This window comes from Olivibacter jilunii (genome assembly GCF_900607235.1).
Taxonomy (GTDB): Bacteria; Bacteroidota; Bacteroidia; order Sphingobacteriales; family Sphingobacteriaceae; genus Olivibacter; species Olivibacter oleidegradans.
In genome coordinates, this window is sequence record NZ_LR027859.1 from 14,324 (window position 1) to 30,251 (window position 15,928).

The following is a 15,928-nucleotide window of genomic DNA, read 5'->3' on the forward strand; positions in this document are numbered from 1 at the left end:
AAAATGAGAAAAAATGTGCAATATTAGTCAAAACCTTCACTGAAGAACTCTTTGGGTGTCACATTAAGTGCTTTCATGACTTTCAAAAGGCTTTTGTACTGTAAGTTTTCGCCTGCCTCATAGCGACCATATTGTGCTCGCGCTAGATCATGGGCATTGGCAAATTTTTCGTAATTGGCATACCCGGCTTTGATCCGGAGTGCTTTTATCCTTTCTCCCAGTTTTCTTAAATCTTCATCTTCCGATGGTGATATTTCCTTTTGCGACATACAAACAAAATAAGCCATAAGGATATTTATATGTTACCATTAATAAGTTACTACTAATTAGATACTACTAATAAGTAGTAAAATATTCTTATTTTTATGCCGATGAATAAGATGTCGGAACTGGAAAAATTAACGGGCCTGGAGACACTTCCCCTGAACCAGCACCCCTTAAGCGCTAGTTTTATTAAAACGTGCAACAAAATTGGATGGCTAACGATAGAAGATATTTTCAATGCCGGACTGGAAAAGGTTGCAGAACATCCAAAGATCAACGACGAATGGTTTGATGAACTGTTGGCTTACCTGAGAGAGCTTGGGATGCTATATAGGATGAACCCTTGATCAGGGATACTTGGAATTTATGTAATTCAACATTGAGGTTAACATCTGTTTTACTTTATTGATCACCTGTTGAGAGGGAATGGTATCCTTACTCAGTAAACTATGCAGCGCCAGGTGTTCTCTGTTGGGTGTTCCGATAAAGTCTGCTATAAAAGCAAATAACATTTTCTTGGTATCCACCACAAGTATTTTCATTTCCAACAGCACGCGGAAAAAGAAAAGTAGCTGCCGTTCGGTAAGGGAAACCTGAAAATGGTAGCGGCCCGTTGCCGGATCAATTGCACCCACCGGAAATTTTGACCATAAGCTTCGACGCTTGCGGAGCTCTTTACGCTTACGTTTACTGTATGTTAAAAGTTGCTGCCTTATGGACGGCATCTGGTTATCGGCGGCCTGTTTTTTTACTTCAGGGATCAGCGCCAACTGGTTTCTGTAAATTAGCCATTGTTCTTCTTTTTTATATTCATCGTCCAGATTTTCCACAGCCTTTGCCATTTTTTCTTTGATAAGATGACAGAAGGGGCCATAATTGAAATTCAGGGTTATCAGCTGTTCGATCAGCTCCCGTTCGTAGCGATCCGAATATTTCAGGTAAGACAGACGTGAAGGCAATTCAGCTACAAGCCTGATGGCATAATGCCAATGATGCCATTTAAAATAACTCATCATGCTTTTATCAGAAAACCCGGAAAAGTAGTTTTGTAGGGAGACGATCAGCTGTCGATCCACGCGATTTTTATATAGCTCTCCCAATAATGTGCGTACATTCCTCAAAAAGGTTGTTGACCTGAAATAGGGTATAAAAGGGGGCAGTGGTCTGTCTTCGTGAAAACAATCGGGATAGTGCTGAAATAAGCCTTCCAGAAACCGGATTCCCTGGTTCAGTGCATAGTAATAGACCGCAGCCCGGTAGTTATTCCCGTAAGCTATCTTTATTCTTCTTTCCTTTTCCTGTTCAAGTTTCCTCCACCACTCCTGCATTACATCGGTTATATTGAGTTGGTATTTTCCTATTAATGTATACCTGCTGAACGGCTCATGGAGGACTGTAGCCGAGATATTTGTTTCCAGACTTAAAAAATATTGTTTTATGACCCGTTTATAAGACGTGAAGCTCTCTTTATAATACGTTTCTGATATCAATACCTCATTAATGAGTTCATGAAGGTCATCGGCGCGCACAATTCGGTTCGATCTGGCATACATCTCATGTTGGTGATTAGTGTTGATACAACGTCTTTAGAACATAGTCCTTATATGTTTTTCCGATGATCAGCCCTGTTTTATTTTTCAGTATAACCATACCTTCATCGATCAGGTCAATCATCTTTATAGATATGATATAAGATCGGTGGATTCGTATAAAACCGTCAGTCAGACGCAGTTCGGATTCAACATCGTCCATCCGCATGGAAGTCAATACAAATTCATCATGTTTGTGGAATATTACATCGTTTCCCCTTGCTTCTACATAAATGATATCATTGAAATCTATCTTCTTTAATTTTCCTTTATGTTCGATCTGTACAAAGATGTAATCGTTTTTTACTGTGGGTAATTCCAATGTTCTGTGCAGTATCCTTTCCTTCAGCTTTTCCACTGCTTTTGCAAATCGATCGAATTGAACAGGCTTTAACAGATAATCCACTGCATCGAGCTCGATACTTTCGATTGCAAATTCTGTATAAGCAGTACAGACCACCACTTTAACCGAAGGGTCAAGCTCGCGCATCACTTCGGTACCCGTCATTTCATCCATTTCCATGTCAAGAAAAACTGCATGAACATTTAGTTTCGGGATCATTTTTAAACCTTCGAGTGGCCTTGTGGCGGTTCCTATCAAATGGACGTTCGGTACCTGCTCCAGATAACGGGAAATCTGTTCCAGTGCGGCAGGTTCATCATCAATTGCGAAACAGTTTATCATTATATTTCTTTTGTATCACTGGAAAAATCAATAAATAGCTCAACTGTATAAATCTCATTGTCTTCCGTACGACTAAGTCTCGCCTTGTTCTTAAAAGCACCTTTCAGTCTCCGTTCCACATTTTTCAAGCCAACATGGCTGCCCGAAGTATCCAATGTTTTGCTGATCCTTTTTTTATTGGAACTATAGAAATAAATCTTATCCCGGTTGACCACGATCTTGATCTGTAAGGGATATAGCGGATCTGATAGGTCTCCATATTTGAAGGCATTTTCCACAAGTGTAATAAAGGACAAAGGTGGAATCGAATGCAGATAGCGATCGCCTTCAAATTCAAATACAATATTTTTTCCTTTGCCGAAACGTCTCCGATTGATTTCGAGGTAAATTTCCAGATATTCCAGCTCCTTATGCACCGGCACAAGCTGTTTGCCTTTCACCGCATTGTCCAACGAATAACGCATCATCATGGAAAGCAGGTAGATGCTCTCGGCCAATGACTTGGATAAAGAGAGCGCCTCTGTATAGATAAAATTTAGTGAATTATGCAGAAAATGGGGATTGACCTGGGCTCTTAAAAATGCCTGTTCATATTCGAACTTTTCCCGTTCCATTTCGTAATGTGCTTTTTCCATCCGGCGTTTATACGCCAGATTGGCAAACCATTTCAGTATAAAATACACGATAATGGCATAGCTGGCGTATTTGATATAAGGGGAAAGTATATTGCGCAGGTACAGGCTCAGTTTAAACGGCACATCCTCATAATATAATTTAGCCCCAAATAGCGGCAATATTCCATAGATGCAAACATAGCCCAGTGCTGCCAGTATAAAGAAAGTGGAGATTACCAATAATATAGCGATCCCAATATTTATTTTCCGGCTTTCGATAAATTTAAAGAGAAAGAAATTACTGTAAAAGATAATCGAATACAACAAGCAGAGAAAAAGTATATGACTGTAGTCGACATAACTGATTTTGGGTAGGTTGTAGATATATACAAACTGGGCATAGATTATCCAACAGATAAAATTGAACAACAGGGGGTGTTTACGGAAAAAAGTGGCCATATCTTCCGGATTTTTTGGTTCATCATTCCACAAGATAAAAAAATTAGGCCATTTTCCGTAAAAAAGTGTGCAAAGAACGTTATTTCTCTTTGCACTGATAGCATCTAATGATTGCATATTCTCTTCTTTTTTAGATTTCCAGAACAACTCTGCCGGTTATGAGATCGCTCATATGATTCCGCTGTAATAAAGGGACTGTAAAAGGATAATCCCTTCTGTAAATCTGTTCCAGCCGCTTATATAACCAGTGTTCGATATCGAAACATTGATAATCTCTTTTCCTGAAAAGAAAATATTTGCCGGTTATACTGAAAAAGCTATAATCCTCTTCGTTGAATCTGATCAGTCTTTTCTTTTTTCCTTCTGTGATAATTGGTTCGGATATCTGTTCCGCGATCGGATTGACGATATCGGCATGCTCATGCAAATGCAGCCATGTTTCCCATTGCCAGGGCTTTATGGAGACAACTTTCTCCAGATGTTTATAGATTCGTGAAACGGCCTGCCCTATAAATATTTGCCTATTAAGCTCCTTATTCGGTAATATCGGAGGAAAAAAATCGAGACAGGGAACACGCTTCCATTGCCGTGTAGAAACTACCGGATAAATCGGGGATTTGCTCAGGTAAGAAATAAAAGCTGCCCCTGCTCTTACTTTGACATGTTGGTTCAGAAAAGGGATGGATATAAGGTTACGGCTCGTCAGGTCGTCTCCTGTTCCGGTATTACCATCTACATAAACTAAAATATTTTTTCCGTCCCTTAATTCTCTATTTATTCGCAGTAGGCTACTTTTATCGTTGGCATTGATCAGACTAAAACCAAGGTGTTCTATTTTTTTGTTGTCATATTTAGAATCAACCAGCTCTGTTTCCCTTTGCATCCCGTCTTTTGAAACCACCAGTACAAATGGAATATCATTTTTTGCCAGGTAATGCCCGATCATCCGGAAAGATCCGCTATGAAAGGTAGCAATTACTCCCGGTCTGGCTTTTATGTCCTGCAAAGCATAGCCATGAAAGCGAACTTTAAGGTTTTTGGGTACATCTGGGAGTGACTGTTCAAAATAGCTTTGCTGCTGGTTGGTCAACAGTTTAAAGAAATTTGACTCGTGCTCTCCATATTCCATCGATGGAAGAAAATTTCGAAAGCTTGCACTCACCACCTGAAATTTGTACCAGAAGGGGTTTGTAGGTTCTAAAGGAACCTTTATACCACTGATAGCAAAGCTGAGAGTATGACTTTTTACAAGAGCATTCTCCATTTTTTTAATGATTTAGCCCGACGGTCGAAAACCGCCGGGCGGTAAACACTACTTCTATAGTCCCTCATAAGGGATACATTTATCTTCAGTTTCTGCTACCAGCATAACAGCCTCCAATGCGAGCAATGTAATGGGCCGGCTGAAGAGTTTTCCTGTCCGGGATTTTCCACTTTTACGTTTCATCTTTTTTTGTATGTATAATTAAACCATTGCCTACTCTGATCAAGGGTTTTCGGTTACGCCCTACCAATGGCCACGGGTTTTCTGGATATCCGATAGCGAATTTCGAGCGTTAGGGAGGTCTGTCCAACTAACTTGGTTTAAATAGCGGGATTCTATATGTGAATGTCGCTTTTCTGTATGCGAAAGTTTTATAGCGACATTACAGCGGAGGTAAAGATTTTCGATGTAGTGAAAAGATGGGGTAACAAAATGTCAGGAGTATTTCTGATCTTAAACTATTAACTGAAAGTCTAGTTAAAATGAAATTATGTGCACATTTCTGTATCTATTATGAGTATACCGAAATTCTTTTTGCATTCCTAAAGTTTTATTTAAATTTAACGCTGAGACAAACTTATCCTATAAATATAATATACCGGTTATAACATTAATGAAGAATACGCTTATTGGCAATTGGCTAAAATATTATAGAAACAGCTTGGCAGATGGTGAGCTTTCCGATATATCTCCAGATGTCTGTGAAAAAAAAGGTCATTTCGTTGGTTCAAAATCTGATCTGTCAAATGAAAATCTAAAATCTATCAACATACTCATCTCTCCATTTTATATATCAACTAAAGTAGCGCACGGAAAGAACAAAGGTGAAATAAAAAAGAATTTCCCTTTCTGGATAGAGGTTAAGTTAACTCATGAAGGAACGATTATTGTAGACGAATCCCTGCGCAAGCCCTGGATATGCCGAAGCTTTTTAGAACCTATTTCAATAGCGTCAGGTATCTGGCCCATTCTCAGCACGATGGACAGTTATGATAGTGCCCTGGAGAACCATCGGTTTGATTATAAATCTTTTGACAACTATTGGGAAAGTGCCGCTAAGTTCTTTGAAAAGATAACAGGTTATAGGAACTATAAAGTAGTATTCGATGAATTTAACGCGAAGCATGAAGTGTGCATCATCAAATCGGATAAACTAATTTCTGCACAAAATATCCTGAACACCTATGCCGACCTTCAGAAAAGCGGAGCCTTTCCTTTACTACTATCCAGCATATTAGATTTTACACCCAAATCAATACGAAAGATTCCAGCTGACAATTTGCTTTTTGCAGAACCTGGCCACTACGAACAGTTCAGCAATCAATTCCCGCTAAATAATTCCCAACGAAAGTCACTGCTGGTATACGAACAGCAAACAAATGGCAACATACTGGCAGTAAATGATCCACCAGGAACAGGTAAGACTACACTATTGCAAAGTATCCTCGCGAATGAACTCGTAAAATCTGTTCTTAATGGTGCAAGACCTCCCAGACTGGTAGAAGCTCCTGCAGCAGGTGATATTTATTTTGGACATTACGAAGCGTACAAAGGAAAAGGTACCCCCATAGGTGCAAAAATTGGTTATGGCTGGTTTAAAGTAGTCAAAGTTGAAGGAGAAGACTATTATCTTGCAAGGAATACGGAAATGAATAAAGGCCATAAGCCAAAAGAACAACTCAATAGTACAGATTTTGAAACAGAAAGTATGCCCCGCCGCTAAAACTATCGAAACAAACGGGATATAACATACGTTTCAAATCATCCGACGGATTGACAGAGGTCTATATAACCGACAAAAAGTAATATGACGATCAAGAAAATAATGGGTATCGTTGCGTTGATAATCATTGGAGGTGTTGGTTTTTTCTCCTTATCCTGTACGGCACAATAAAAACCAAGTCCACCAGCCTTAATAAATACAAGCCGTTCAAAGAATGAGTGGGGAAAACCGTTGTACTGAATAGGGAAACAATACTGTTTAAAGAAAAAATCCGTATGAATGATAACACTGATTATCCCTTTATCCTGTTAGATAGTTTGCATCCGCAATGGCAATATGTGGAAGAGCGAAAGAATATGGCAGTGCCCGACTTGGAAGAAATTGTCACATTTCCGGCTGGAACGAAATTACGTATAGAAAAAGCTGTGCAATATACCAATGGCGTTTCCGGATCATCGTACCCAACGGTATTTGGTTCAATTAGCACAAACGGAAAGTCTTACAAAATGGGCTATCAATGGGGAAAGATAGACATTGGAAAAAGCTTCGACAAAATTGAAAAATGCTGGCACTTTCATCAGGCACCTTGGCAACAAAAAACCGATACCGCTTTTTATGCATTGCCAATAGCGAATTTTTGGTGATGAACAATGAAAATATAACCAATGAAGTGCCTTCATAAATAGTATGCATAAACAGGGGGTTAATTGTCCATATACCCCTACAATAGAGCAGATGTTAGCTGTTTTCTTCATGTACTTTCCTATACAGGTGCTTAATCGCATCACTTAACCGTTCTTAATAAATACTTATTTTATTCTACATTTGTCATATATGTTTATGCAAAATATTCATATTGATTTAGCGAAATATGCGTACATTATTTATAAAAAATATGGTCTGCAATCGTTGCATTCTCGTAGTTCAACATGAACTCGAAAAGCTTGGCATAGCGGTTAATAGCGTAAAGCTGGGTGAAATTACGCTAAAAAAAGATTTGACCACCAAGGAGCGTGCGGCAATGGAAAATGCTTTGATCCCCTTGGGCTTTCAGCTCATAGACGACAAGAAGAGCAGGATAATTGAAAAGATAAAAAACGTTATCATTGATTTGGTGCACCATCAGGACAATGATGCGAAAACCAATCTTTCGGACATATTGAGTAATGTATTGCACCACGATTACAATTATCTTTCCAATCTGTTTTCCGAAATTGAGGGTACAACCATTGAGAAGTATTTTATTGCTCAAAAAGTTGAAAGGGTAAAAGAACTGTTGGTGTACGATGAACTATCGTTGAGCGAAATCGCTTTCCGTCTAAACTATTCGAGCGTTGCCTATTTGAGCAATCAATTCAAAAAAGTAACCGGACTTACAACGAGTCATTTCAAGCAAATACGAGAGGATAAAAGAAAACCCTTGGACAAGGTTTAAAGTAAATTTTACAAAACAAACCCATAATTCTGCAATAGGCATCCAAATAATTGTCGCCAAATTTGTATTGTAAATAAAAGCAATCAGAAAATGGCGGCAAATAACAATAGAGAAACCGTTTATCTCCCTTTGGAGGACGTAGAAAGCGAACACTGCGCATTAATCGTTGACAAAGGATTGGCGCAGGTAAAAGGCATTGAAACCCATAAGGTAGAGCTTAATAACCATAGAGCTGCTATTACAGTGGACAATGATGAGGTGGTAGCAGCAGCCGTGCAGGCGATTAAAGATCTTGGCTATGGGGTTCCCACCATTAAAAATTCCTTCCCTGTATTGGGGATGACCTGTGCTTCTTGTGCAGGAAGTGTTGAAAGCATTGTAAAATACGAGCCGGGCGTTGTGAATGCTTCTGTTAACTTTGCTACGGGCAACCTTACCGTAGAATATCTACCCAACATGACTGATGCTTCTAAAATTCAGCGGGCCGTTCAGGGTGTTGGCTATGACCTATTGATAGAAGATGAAACCAAACAGCAGGAAACCCTGGAAGCGATTCACACCGAAAGATTCAGGAAACTTAAAAGCAAAACCATTTGGGCAATCATCTTATCGCTTCCGGTGGTCATTATTGGTATGCTCTTCATGGATATACCTTATGCCAATGAGACCATGTGGCTTTTCTCCACTCCAGTAGTTCTTTGGCTAGGCAAAGACTTTTTTATCAACGCATGGAAACAGACTAAACATCGTTCTGCCAATATGGATACCTTGGTTGCATTAAGTACAGGTATTGCGTATATATTCAGCGTATTCAATATGCTGTTTATGGACTTCTGGCATCGGAGAGGTTTACACGCACACGTGTATTTTGAAGCCGCAGCGGTTATCATTGCCTTTATTCTATTAGGTAAATTATTGGAGGAAAAAGCTAAGGGGAATACCTCATCAGCCATTAAAAAATTAATGGGATTACAACCAAAAACAGTTATTATAATAGAAACAGACGGCACAGAAAGACAAAAAGCCATTGAAGAGGTGAACGTAGGGGATGTTATTTTGGTAAAACCGGGCGAAAAAATCGCAGTAGATGGTATGGTAACTTCAGGCACTTCATATGTGGATGAAAGTATGCTAAGTGGCGAACCGGTGCCCGTACTAAAAAAAGAAAAAGAAAAGGTATTTGCAGGAACGATTAATCAAAAAGGCAGTTTTCGCTTCCAAGCCGTTAAAGTGGGTAAAGAAACCATGCTTGCTCAAATCATCAAAATGGTGCAGGATGCACAGGGGAGTAAAGCGCCTGTACAGAAATTGGTTGATAAAATTGCAGGCATTTTCGTGCCTGTAGTGATCAGCATTGCTATCCTTACATTTGTCCTATGGTTGATTTTGGGAGGCAACAATGGAATTGTGCAAGGTTTATTGGCCGCTGTTACCGTATTAGTAATTGCTTGTCCTTGTGCTTTGGGCCTGGCCACTCCCACCGCTATTATGGTTGGGGTAGGTAAAGGTGCTGAAAAGGGTATCTTGATTAAAGACGCAGAAAGTCTGGAACTGGCAAAAAAGGTAAATGCCGTTGTTTTAGATAAAACTGGAACGATTACCGAGGGGAGACCACAGCTTACCGATATTCAATGGCTAAATAATGATGATGCGACCAAAGATATTTTATTGAGCATTGAAAAGCAATCCGAGCACCCCTTGGCAGAAGCTGTGGTAAAGCATCTGGACGAAGTTTCTACTATTTCACTGTCGAATTTTGACAGTATTACAGGTAAAGGTGCAAAAGCTGATCATAATAATGAAACATACTATGTAGGCAACAAAAAATTGTTAGCCGAAAACAAGATCACTATTGCTGAACAATTGCAAAAACAAGCTGATGAATGGGGTAAACTATCTAAAACTGTTATTTGGTTTGCCAGCAGCAAACAAGCGCTATCGGTAATCGCAATTTCCGATAAAATCAAAGAAACGTCAGTAGCAGCAATCAAGGAAATGCAGGATATGGGTATCGACCTATATATGCTTACTGGAGATAACGAGGCAACGGCTAAAGCCATTGCTGAGCAAGCAGGTATTCATCATTACAAAGCGGAAGTATTACCGCAACATAAAGCAGACTTTGTGAAAAAACTGCAAGAGCAAGGCAAAGTAGTAGCAATGGTTGGGGATGGTATCAATGATAGCACGGCTTTGGCCACCGCCGATGTAAGTATCGCAATGGGTAAAGGATCGGATATCGCAATGGACGTGGCAAAAATGACCATTATTTCATCTGATCTTACCAAGATACCGCAGTCGATAAGATTATCAAAACAGACTGTTGCAACCATTAAACAAAACTTGTTTTGGGCATTCATCTACAATCTTATTGGTATCCCGATTGCTGCGGGTATTCTTTACCCAATTAACGGCTTCTTATTAAACCCGATGATTGCCGGTGCAGCCATGGCATTGAGCAGCGTCAGTGTGGTAAGCAACAGTTTACGTTTGAAATGGAAAAAGTGACATCATTAACTTCCTAAATTAGTTCAACAAAAATGAAAATAAACAAATTATTAATAGGGGCTTTTGCCTTGTTGGTCATGATTATTTCGTCCTGCGGCAGCGATGCTAAAAAGGCAAAAAACGATCACGTACATGCTGCGGATGATGGACACGACCACGCTACAGAACTGCTGGAAAAATCCCCGGGAAAAATCGGCAACAACAGAAATGAAAAGGGCGAGTTGGTAGATGCAGCTGGGCATTTGATTACCGGTTGTCCCTCGCATAAAGAAATGATCGGTTCAGAAGGAGATATGTGTCCGAAGTGTGGTTATATGACGATGATCCCTATTACTTGGGATATTAGCGGAGTAGACACTGTGCGTGTTACAACGTTGACTGACTACAGTCCTCCGGCGGATAAATTAAAAAATAATAACTAGGCTAGACTTGATTGCGTTTGTTAAACGGTGGTTCATTCAAAACGAACCGCCGTTTTTTTAGAGCCGTAAAAATTACAAATTTTACAGGTTATATCACACTTCCAACACATTAGCCGTTAGGTAGATTTGGATATTGCTAAACTGTCAAAGAGGAAATTTCTCATGAATAAAAACGATATAAAAAATGCTAGCCTTGTCCGAAAATCTATTACGGACATAAGGTCTATTTTGTTGACCAGGGAAATACAACAGCTAAAAATTTCAGGTATTGTTTCGGTAGCAAAACTCCCTAAATTGTGGTATCAGATAACAGATAAATCTTAAGTAAAAATGAAAAAGTTCATGTTAGTATTGTCCGTAATCACTTTAAATGCCTGTAACAATACGGCTAAAAACGAAAAAGCAATAGAAAATCATTATCCCGAAACGGAGAGAGCAACTATTCGGGCTGAAAACAGAAATGAAGAAGTCATTACCATTAATGGTGACGATGATATGAAATTCGACAAAACCGAACTCAAGGCCAAAGAGGGTCAAACCGTAAAGCTTATGCTGAAACATGTTGGTAAAGCACCTGTTGGAGCCATGGGGCATAATGTTGTCATACTTGCACAAGGCACAGACTTCAATGCTTTTGCCAATGCAGCGATAGATGCCAAGGACAATGACTATATTCCAAAGAGAATGGAAAATGCAGTAATCGCTAAAACCAATATAATTGGCGGCGGGCAAATTACTGAAATTACCTTTATCGCTCCAGCAAAAGGCTCATATGATTTCCTGTGTTCATTTCCAGGTCACTGTATCTATATGAAAGGGAAGTTCATTGTAGCGTAACTCAGCATCTCGAAATCAGTAAAAATCATAAATCTTACATGGAATAACATAATAATAGCCACCGTTTGATACGGAAATTTGTAACATAAAAAACAAGTTCAAAATGAAAAATGTAGAATTAAGCATACCAGATATGCAAAGTGCACATTGCCAATCAAGAGTAAACAATGCTATCAATGCTATTGCTGGTGTCAAAATCGAAAGATTGGAAGCAGGAAAACTTGCAGTTTCAGTTGAAAGTGACGAAATAAAAGAAGAGATGGTAGCGGTTATTGAAAAAGCAGGTTACAAAGTAGAGGGTAACGACAACGGAAAAACTTCGACTTGTTCAACGGGATGCTGTGACTAGTTTTTTTGGCAAATCTCGGGGAGATATTTTAGTACATCTCCGGGATTTTACCAAACCGCCTCTAAAGTATAAAACTGTAAAAATCTTGGTCTATAAGTAAAAAGGTATGTTATTTAATCAAAATTCAGGCGATTGTTCGGATATCATGACAAAGGTTTGCAATATAGCAGACCAGCATATTCAGAACCTATTGTATACAGGAACATCTGCACCATTCAACGTACAGCTTACAAAGGAACTAAAAACGGATTATAAACAATTGAACAAGATGTTCCTCATCAACTGCAATATGAGCCTCGAAATTATTTTCGTAATGCGGATCGTTGAAAAGGTAAAAGAAATGCTTGTATACACCGAGCAGTCTATATCGCAAATTGCAAAAGCATTAAGCTATAGAAAACCAACAAAACTATCTGAGCAATTGATGACCTATACAGGATTAACATCTGCCCATTTCAAACAGATAAGAAGAAACAAGCTGGAAATCATCAGAAAACGGCAGGAAAGCCAAAACGAATTATAATTATCAGACCAGCAACCTTCTATATAAAGGGCTCTATTAACCTCTCTTTGCGTAAAAGCGGAGGTTTTCTTTTTATAGGTAGCGTAAGAACAACTTGGGAATGAAGAAATACACCTGGCGAACACATAAAATTATAAAGGAAACTAAAGACGCGATTACTATATGCTTTGATCCAGGGCATCAGAAATTTGCCTATTTGCCTGGTCAATATCTTAACATCAGAATTAGCTTAAACGGAGAACTGTTGATACGCTCGTATTCGTTTTGCTCTAAGCCATCTGATGAATTTCCTGCTATTACCATTAAAAGGGTTATTGGCGGAAAGATGAGCAATTTTATTTTAGACAATGCAGCAGATATCGAAACCTGGGAAATAGAGGCTCCCTTTGGAAATTTTGTATTGGATAAGTCAATTGTAGAACAATCCGAAATTGTTCTGTTGGCAGGTGGAAGTGGTATTTCTCCTTTGTTCTCCATGTTAAAAAGCATTGAAAATACAAACCAAATTCCTCTGTTAGTCTATAGTAACAAATTGCCACAAGAAACCATTTTTTGGAATGAATTGGAGACAATGCATACAAACGAGAAACTGAACATTTGCTATTCCTTCACCGACCCTGAATTTATCTCAACAAAAATCAACCACATTGCAGGCAGGTTTTCCTTGCTTGTTCTCAGGTCAGTCATCAAAAGGCTAGTTTCGGCAGTTAATGATGCCCATTATTACATCTGCGGACCTACTGGGCTAATGGATTTATATAAGGATGCACTCACTGGCTTGAAAATCCCCGAGGAAAATATCCATATGGAATATTTTGATCCAATACAGATAGATGCAAACGATATGGAAACGGACTGTACTACCAAAGATGTTATTGTAAACTATTATGAGGACAACTATGTGAACGATGAAATGCAGACTTTTGAATGTACATCACTCATTGAAGTTCAGCCAAGGCAGTCTTTATTAGGGGCGATGAAAGCACACCATATCAAAGTTCCTAGCTCCTGTAGGAAGGGAACCTGTGGGGCTTGCTGGGCGGTAAAAACAGGCGGTGAAATTCGGATGCTTCATAGTGGTGCATTGACCGAGCAAGATATTGCGGAGGGAATAATTTTACTATGCCAAAGCTATCCACTGAATGCGGATGTATGCATTACCGTACAGTAAACATATCCATTCAAAAATCCTCTTTCAGCAAATCTTTGAGTTTTCGATATTGCACGTACAGATCGGTATACATTGTTTTTAACTTGCCGTTTTCTTCGTTTAAATTTACTAATTCTACGAGAATATCCATTCCTAAATCCTTGTATTTTTGTCTCAGTTCAAAAATATTTGTGCCGTAAACGCCGTATTTCTCGTAAAGCTCCAGACCGCTTTTCCCAGCGTTGTAGTCTTTCAGCACTTTTATAACCTGATGTTCATTACTTTTTTTGTTCTTCATTTTTTTAGGATGTTACCTGCTACAAAATTCTATAAGAACAGCAGGAGTAGCTATATACTTTTTCCCCTTTATTTTATAATATTTAATGTTGAAATATTGCTTTTCATAAAATTTCACAAATCAAAGCTGGAATATCATAATAATTTACTGGGTTCGAATGCTGAATTTTGATCTATGAATAAAGAGATTAAAACGGTCTAGATGTTATGACACTATTGATAAAAGGAATGGTGTGCGATAGATGTATATATGTTCTTGAACAGGAAATGACAGCTTTGGGTTTTGAGGTTTTAAATATAAAACTGGGAGAGATGGTTTTAAAAGATACAGAAGTGGTTTTACAGAAGTTGGAAGCCATCAAAACGATGTTGAAAAGTAATGGTTTTGAACTGATATACAACAAGAACCAAAAGACGATAAATATGATAAAGGAATTAGTGGAAAAAGGTATCAGGATGCAACTGGATAGCGGAACGCCTACTAAGTTCACAACCTTAATTAGTAATAAGCTGCACAAGAACTACAATACATTAAGTGCCTTATTTTCTTCGGCTGAGGGAGTGACGCTTGAAAAATATATCATTCACAGAAAAATTGAAATGGTAAAAGAGTTATTGGTTTATACCGAAATGTCTTTGACCGAAATTGCTCATCGGTTGGGTTATAGCAGTCAGGCATATCTATCCAACCAGTTGAAAAGATACACGGGCTTTACATCGCGCTATTTTAAACCGATGAAGCAGGAAAAAAAGGATATCATCAACATGCGGAGGGATGAAGCACTTAGCTCTGATGGTTCGCGGCCCATATAAGTCATTCAAAAAAGTAAATTTCATAACATTTAACCGTCATTTCGTATAGCTGCTCCTACGTTACAATCCGACCTTTGCCTTTGCTATTTGAATAGTCAGTTTGAGGGAATAAAGAAGTGTCATAAAATAAACATAAGATGAGAACAAGTAAAATAGGTTTGGTATCCCGCTTCCTAATTGGAGCAGGAATAATACAGCGTCTTGAGCAGCAAATGAAAAATCAACGGGCCGGATATGTCTGATACAAAATGAATTAAATATAAATTCGCAAAATTCGTAGGGTGATGCGCTAGGTTAAAGCATGTTAAGATTGAACCCAATATGGAGACCCTTAAATACTATTCTAACTTTTCATCATACTAAAATCCTAAGTCATGGAAGAACAGATTACCCAATATAAAACAGGAATGGTGATGATACCGGACATATCAGGGTTTACTGATTTTGTCATTAATACCAATATGTTCGTCGGTAGATATATAACTGAAAAACTTCTGAAATCGATTTTGGATAGCAATCGTCTAGCACTAAAGGTTTCTGAAATCGAGGGTGATGCTATACTGTTTTACAAATACAATAACATCCCCACATTTGATGATGCCATTACCCAGGTTGAAATAATGTACAATAACTTTAAAAAGGAAGTAGCTCGTTTAGCCCTGCAGTTTGCAATAAAAATTCCGCTATCATTAAAGATTATCCTACACTACGGTTCTTTTTCAAAATACAGTATTGGCAAATTTGAAAAGCTCTATGGAGTCCCAGTCATTGAAGCACATAACATGCTCAAAAATAGTGTTGCAGGATTTCCTCCTTATGCTCTTTTTTCTGAAGCTTTTTTAAAAATAAATTTCGAAATACCTTTCCATTCAATAAATAAATACCATGCCTGTGATAGCTGCAAGTATCTGCCAGACATTGGCTACATACATTATCTTTAGAACGCAAAAAAACCAGTAAATATTACAAATCAAACAAGGAGTTGCGTATTCATAC

General features: G+C 38.5%; 19 protein-coding genes. 12 read left to right on the plus strand and 7 right to left on the minus strand.

Going from position 1 to position 15,928, the window contains the following annotated elements:
• Positions 1-23: 23 nt before the first annotated feature.
• Positions 24-269, minus strand: a complete 246-nt coding sequence (locus tag E0E36_RS25195) for a helix-turn-helix domain-containing protein (protein ID WP_130858259.1) — start codon at positions 267-269, stop codon at positions 24-26.
• A gap of 102 nt (positions 270-371) precedes the next feature.
• Between E0E36_RS25195 and E0E36_RS25200 the strand changes: the two genes are divergently transcribed.
• Positions 372-611: a hypothetical protein gene (locus E0E36_RS25200; RefSeq protein ID WP_130858260.1), complete on the plus strand. Its 240-nt coding sequence runs from the start codon at positions 372-374 to the stop codon at positions 609-611.
• Here the strand turns inward: E0E36_RS25200 and E0E36_RS25205 are convergent, their stop codons facing one another.
• Genes E0E36_RS25205 through E0E36_RS28250 form a run of 5 tightly spaced genes read right to left on the minus strand, consistent with a single transcriptional unit; the run spans position 612 to position 5,058 of the window.
• Positions 612-1,817 (minus strand): hypothetical protein, encoded by a 1,206-nt coding sequence (locus tag E0E36_RS25205; protein ID WP_130858261.1) that lies wholly within the window; start codon positions 1,815-1,817, stop codon positions 612-614. It abuts the gene before it with no gap.
• Positions 1,818-1,830: 13 nt separating this feature from the next.
• Entirely contained in the window at positions 1,831-2,538 is a 708-nt protein-coding gene (locus E0E36_RS25210; RefSeq protein WP_130858262.1) for a LytR/AlgR family response regulator transcription factor, read from the minus strand.
• Positions 2,538-3,728 carry a sensor histidine kinase gene (locus E0E36_RS25215; protein ID WP_130858263.1) on the minus strand — a complete coding sequence of 397 codons (1,191 nt, stop codon included), beginning with the start codon at positions 3,726-3,728 and terminating at the stop codon, positions 2,538-2,540. The genes E0E36_RS25210 and E0E36_RS25215 overlap by 1 nt, the downstream gene beginning before the upstream one ends.
• Before the next feature lie 13 nt (positions 3,729-3,741).
• A complete protein-coding gene (locus E0E36_RS25220) occupies positions 3,742-4,875 on the minus strand; it encodes an LpxL/LpxP family acyltransferase (protein WP_130858264.1) in 1,134 nt (377 codons plus the stop codon).
• Positions 4,876-4,929: 54 nt separating this feature from the next.
• Positions 4,930-5,058 (minus strand): hypothetical protein, encoded by a 129-nt coding sequence (locus tag E0E36_RS28250; protein WP_278045580.1) that lies wholly within the window; start codon positions 5,056-5,058, stop codon positions 4,930-4,932.
• A 430-nt stretch (positions 5,059-5,488) separates the two neighbouring features.
• On the opposite strand from E0E36_RS28250, the gene E0E36_RS25225 reads away from it, so the two are divergent.
• The 9 genes from E0E36_RS25225 (at position 5,489) to E0E36_RS25265 (ending at position 13,843) form a co-directional block, all read left to right on the plus strand.
• A complete protein-coding gene (locus E0E36_RS25225; RefSeq protein WP_130858265.1) occupies positions 5,489-6,598 on the plus strand; it encodes an ATP-binding protein in 1,110 nt (369 codons plus the stop codon).
• Between the two features lie 275 nt (positions 6,599-6,873).
• Positions 6,874-7,242: a hypothetical protein gene (locus E0E36_RS25230; RefSeq protein ID WP_130858266.1), complete on the plus strand. Its 369-nt coding sequence runs from the start codon at positions 6,874-6,876 to the stop codon at positions 7,240-7,242.
• Between the two features lie 227 nt (positions 7,243-7,469).
• A complete protein-coding gene (locus E0E36_RS25235; protein ID WP_130858267.1) occupies positions 7,470-8,033 on the plus strand; it encodes a helix-turn-helix domain-containing protein in 564 nt (187 codons plus the stop codon).
• 90 nt (positions 8,034-8,123) lie between these two features.
• Positions 8,124-10,541 carry a heavy metal translocating P-type ATPase gene (locus tag E0E36_RS25240; protein ID WP_130858268.1) on the plus strand — a complete coding sequence of 806 codons (2,418 nt, stop codon included), beginning with the start codon at positions 8,124-8,126 and terminating at the stop codon, positions 10,539-10,541.
• Between the two features lie 32 nt (positions 10,542-10,573).
• A complete protein-coding gene (locus tag E0E36_RS25245; protein WP_130858269.1) occupies positions 10,574-10,963 on the plus strand; it encodes a hypothetical protein in 390 nt (129 codons plus the stop codon).
• Between the two features lie 330 nt (positions 10,964-11,293).
• Positions 11,294-11,800: a plastocyanin/azurin family copper-binding protein gene (locus E0E36_RS25250; protein ID WP_130858270.1), complete on the plus strand. Its 507-nt coding sequence runs from the start codon at positions 11,294-11,296 to the stop codon at positions 11,798-11,800.
• Positions 11,801-11,903: 103 nt separating this feature from the next.
• Positions 11,904-12,149 carry a heavy-metal-associated domain-containing protein gene (locus E0E36_RS25255; RefSeq protein ID WP_130858271.1) on the plus strand — a complete coding sequence of 82 codons (246 nt, stop codon included), beginning with the start codon at positions 11,904-11,906 and terminating at the stop codon, positions 12,147-12,149.
• 106 nt (positions 12,150-12,255) lie between these two features.
• Entirely contained in the window at positions 12,256-12,672 is a 417-nt protein-coding gene (locus E0E36_RS25260; RefSeq protein ID WP_130858272.1) for a helix-turn-helix domain-containing protein, read from the plus strand.
• 100 nt (positions 12,673-12,772) lie between these two features.
• Positions 12,773-13,843, plus strand: coding sequence for an iron-sulfur cluster-binding domain-containing protein (locus E0E36_RS25265; RefSeq protein WP_130858273.1), 1,071 nt, complete (start codon positions 12,773-12,775; stop codon positions 13,841-13,843).
• 10 nt (positions 13,844-13,853) lie between these two features.
• On the opposite strand, the gene E0E36_RS25270 is transcribed toward E0E36_RS25265, so the two are convergent.
• Positions 13,854-14,120 carry a hypothetical protein gene (locus E0E36_RS25270; RefSeq protein ID WP_130858274.1) on the minus strand — a complete coding sequence of 89 codons (267 nt, stop codon included), beginning with the start codon at positions 14,118-14,120 and terminating at the stop codon, positions 13,854-13,856.
• A gap of 206 nt (positions 14,121-14,326) precedes the next feature.
• Here E0E36_RS25270 and E0E36_RS25275 point away from each other — a divergent pair, with 206 nt between their 5' ends.
• Both E0E36_RS25275 and E0E36_RS25280 read left to right on the plus strand, forming a co-directional pair.
• Entirely contained in the window at positions 14,327-14,932 is a 606-nt protein-coding gene (locus tag E0E36_RS25275; RefSeq protein ID WP_130858275.1) for a helix-turn-helix domain-containing protein, read from the plus strand.
• A gap of 374 nt (positions 14,933-15,306) precedes the next feature.
• Positions 15,307-15,873 carry a DUF2652 domain-containing protein gene (locus E0E36_RS25280; protein ID WP_130858276.1) on the plus strand — a complete coding sequence of 189 codons (567 nt, stop codon included), beginning with the start codon at positions 15,307-15,309 and terminating at the stop codon, positions 15,871-15,873.
• Positions 15,874-15,928 lie beyond the last annotated feature (55 nt).

Bases quoted from the DNA above. Each gene is read 5' to 3' on its own strand.
- E0E36_RS25195 (WP_130858259.1), bottom strand. From the start codon at position 269: ATGTCGCAAAAGGAAATATCACCATCGGAAGATGAAGATTTAAGAAAA.
- E0E36_RS25200 (WP_130858260.1), top strand. From the start codon at position 372: ATGAATAAGATGTCGGAACTGGAAAAATTAACGGGCCTGGAGACACTT.
- E0E36_RS25205 (WP_130858261.1), bottom strand. From the start codon at position 1,817: ATGTATGCCAGATCGAACCGAATTGTGCGCGCCGATGACCTTCATGAA.
- E0E36_RS25210 (WP_130858262.1), bottom strand. From the start codon at position 2,538: ATGATAAACTGTTTCGCAATTGATGATGAACCTGCCGCACTGGAACAG.
- E0E36_RS25215 (WP_130858263.1), bottom strand. From the start codon at position 3,728: ATGCAATCATTAGATGCTATCAGTGCAAAGAGAAATAACGTTCTTTGC.
- E0E36_RS25220 (WP_130858264.1), bottom strand. From the start codon at position 4,875: ATGGAGAATGCTCTTGTAAAAAGTCATACTCTCAGCTTTGCTATCAGT.
- E0E36_RS28250 (WP_278045580.1), bottom strand. From the start codon at position 5,058: ATGAAACGTAAAAGTGGAAAATCCCGGACAGGAAAACTCTTCAGCCGG.
- E0E36_RS25225 (WP_130858265.1), top strand. From the start codon at position 5,489: ATGAAGAATACGCTTATTGGCAATTGGCTAAAATATTATAGAAACAGC.
- E0E36_RS25230 (WP_130858266.1), top strand. From the start codon at position 6,874: ATGAATGATAACACTGATTATCCCTTTATCCTGTTAGATAGTTTGCAT.
- E0E36_RS25235 (WP_130858267.1), top strand. From the start codon at position 7,470: ATGCGTACATTATTTATAAAAAATATGGTCTGCAATCGTTGCATTCTC.
- E0E36_RS25240 (WP_130858268.1), top strand. From the start codon at position 8,124: ATGGCGGCAAATAACAATAGAGAAACCGTTTATCTCCCTTTGGAGGAC.
- E0E36_RS25245 (WP_130858269.1), top strand. From the start codon at position 10,574: ATGAAAATAAACAAATTATTAATAGGGGCTTTTGCCTTGTTGGTCATG.
- E0E36_RS25250 (WP_130858270.1), top strand. From the start codon at position 11,294: ATGAAAAAGTTCATGTTAGTATTGTCCGTAATCACTTTAAATGCCTGT.
- E0E36_RS25255 (WP_130858271.1), top strand. From the start codon at position 11,904: ATGAAAAATGTAGAATTAAGCATACCAGATATGCAAAGTGCACATTGC.
- E0E36_RS25260 (WP_130858272.1), top strand. From the start codon at position 12,256: ATGTTATTTAATCAAAATTCAGGCGATTGTTCGGATATCATGACAAAG.
- E0E36_RS25265 (WP_130858273.1), top strand. From the start codon at position 12,773: ATGAAGAAATACACCTGGCGAACACATAAAATTATAAAGGAAACTAAA.
- E0E36_RS25270 (WP_130858274.1), bottom strand. From the start codon at position 14,120: ATGAAGAACAAAAAAAGTAATGAACATCAGGTTATAAAAGTGCTGAAA.
- E0E36_RS25275 (WP_130858275.1), top strand. From the start codon at position 14,327: ATGACACTATTGATAAAAGGAATGGTGTGCGATAGATGTATATATGTT.
- E0E36_RS25280 (WP_130858276.1), top strand. From the start codon at position 15,307: ATGGAAGAACAGATTACCCAATATAAAACAGGAATGGTGATGATACCG.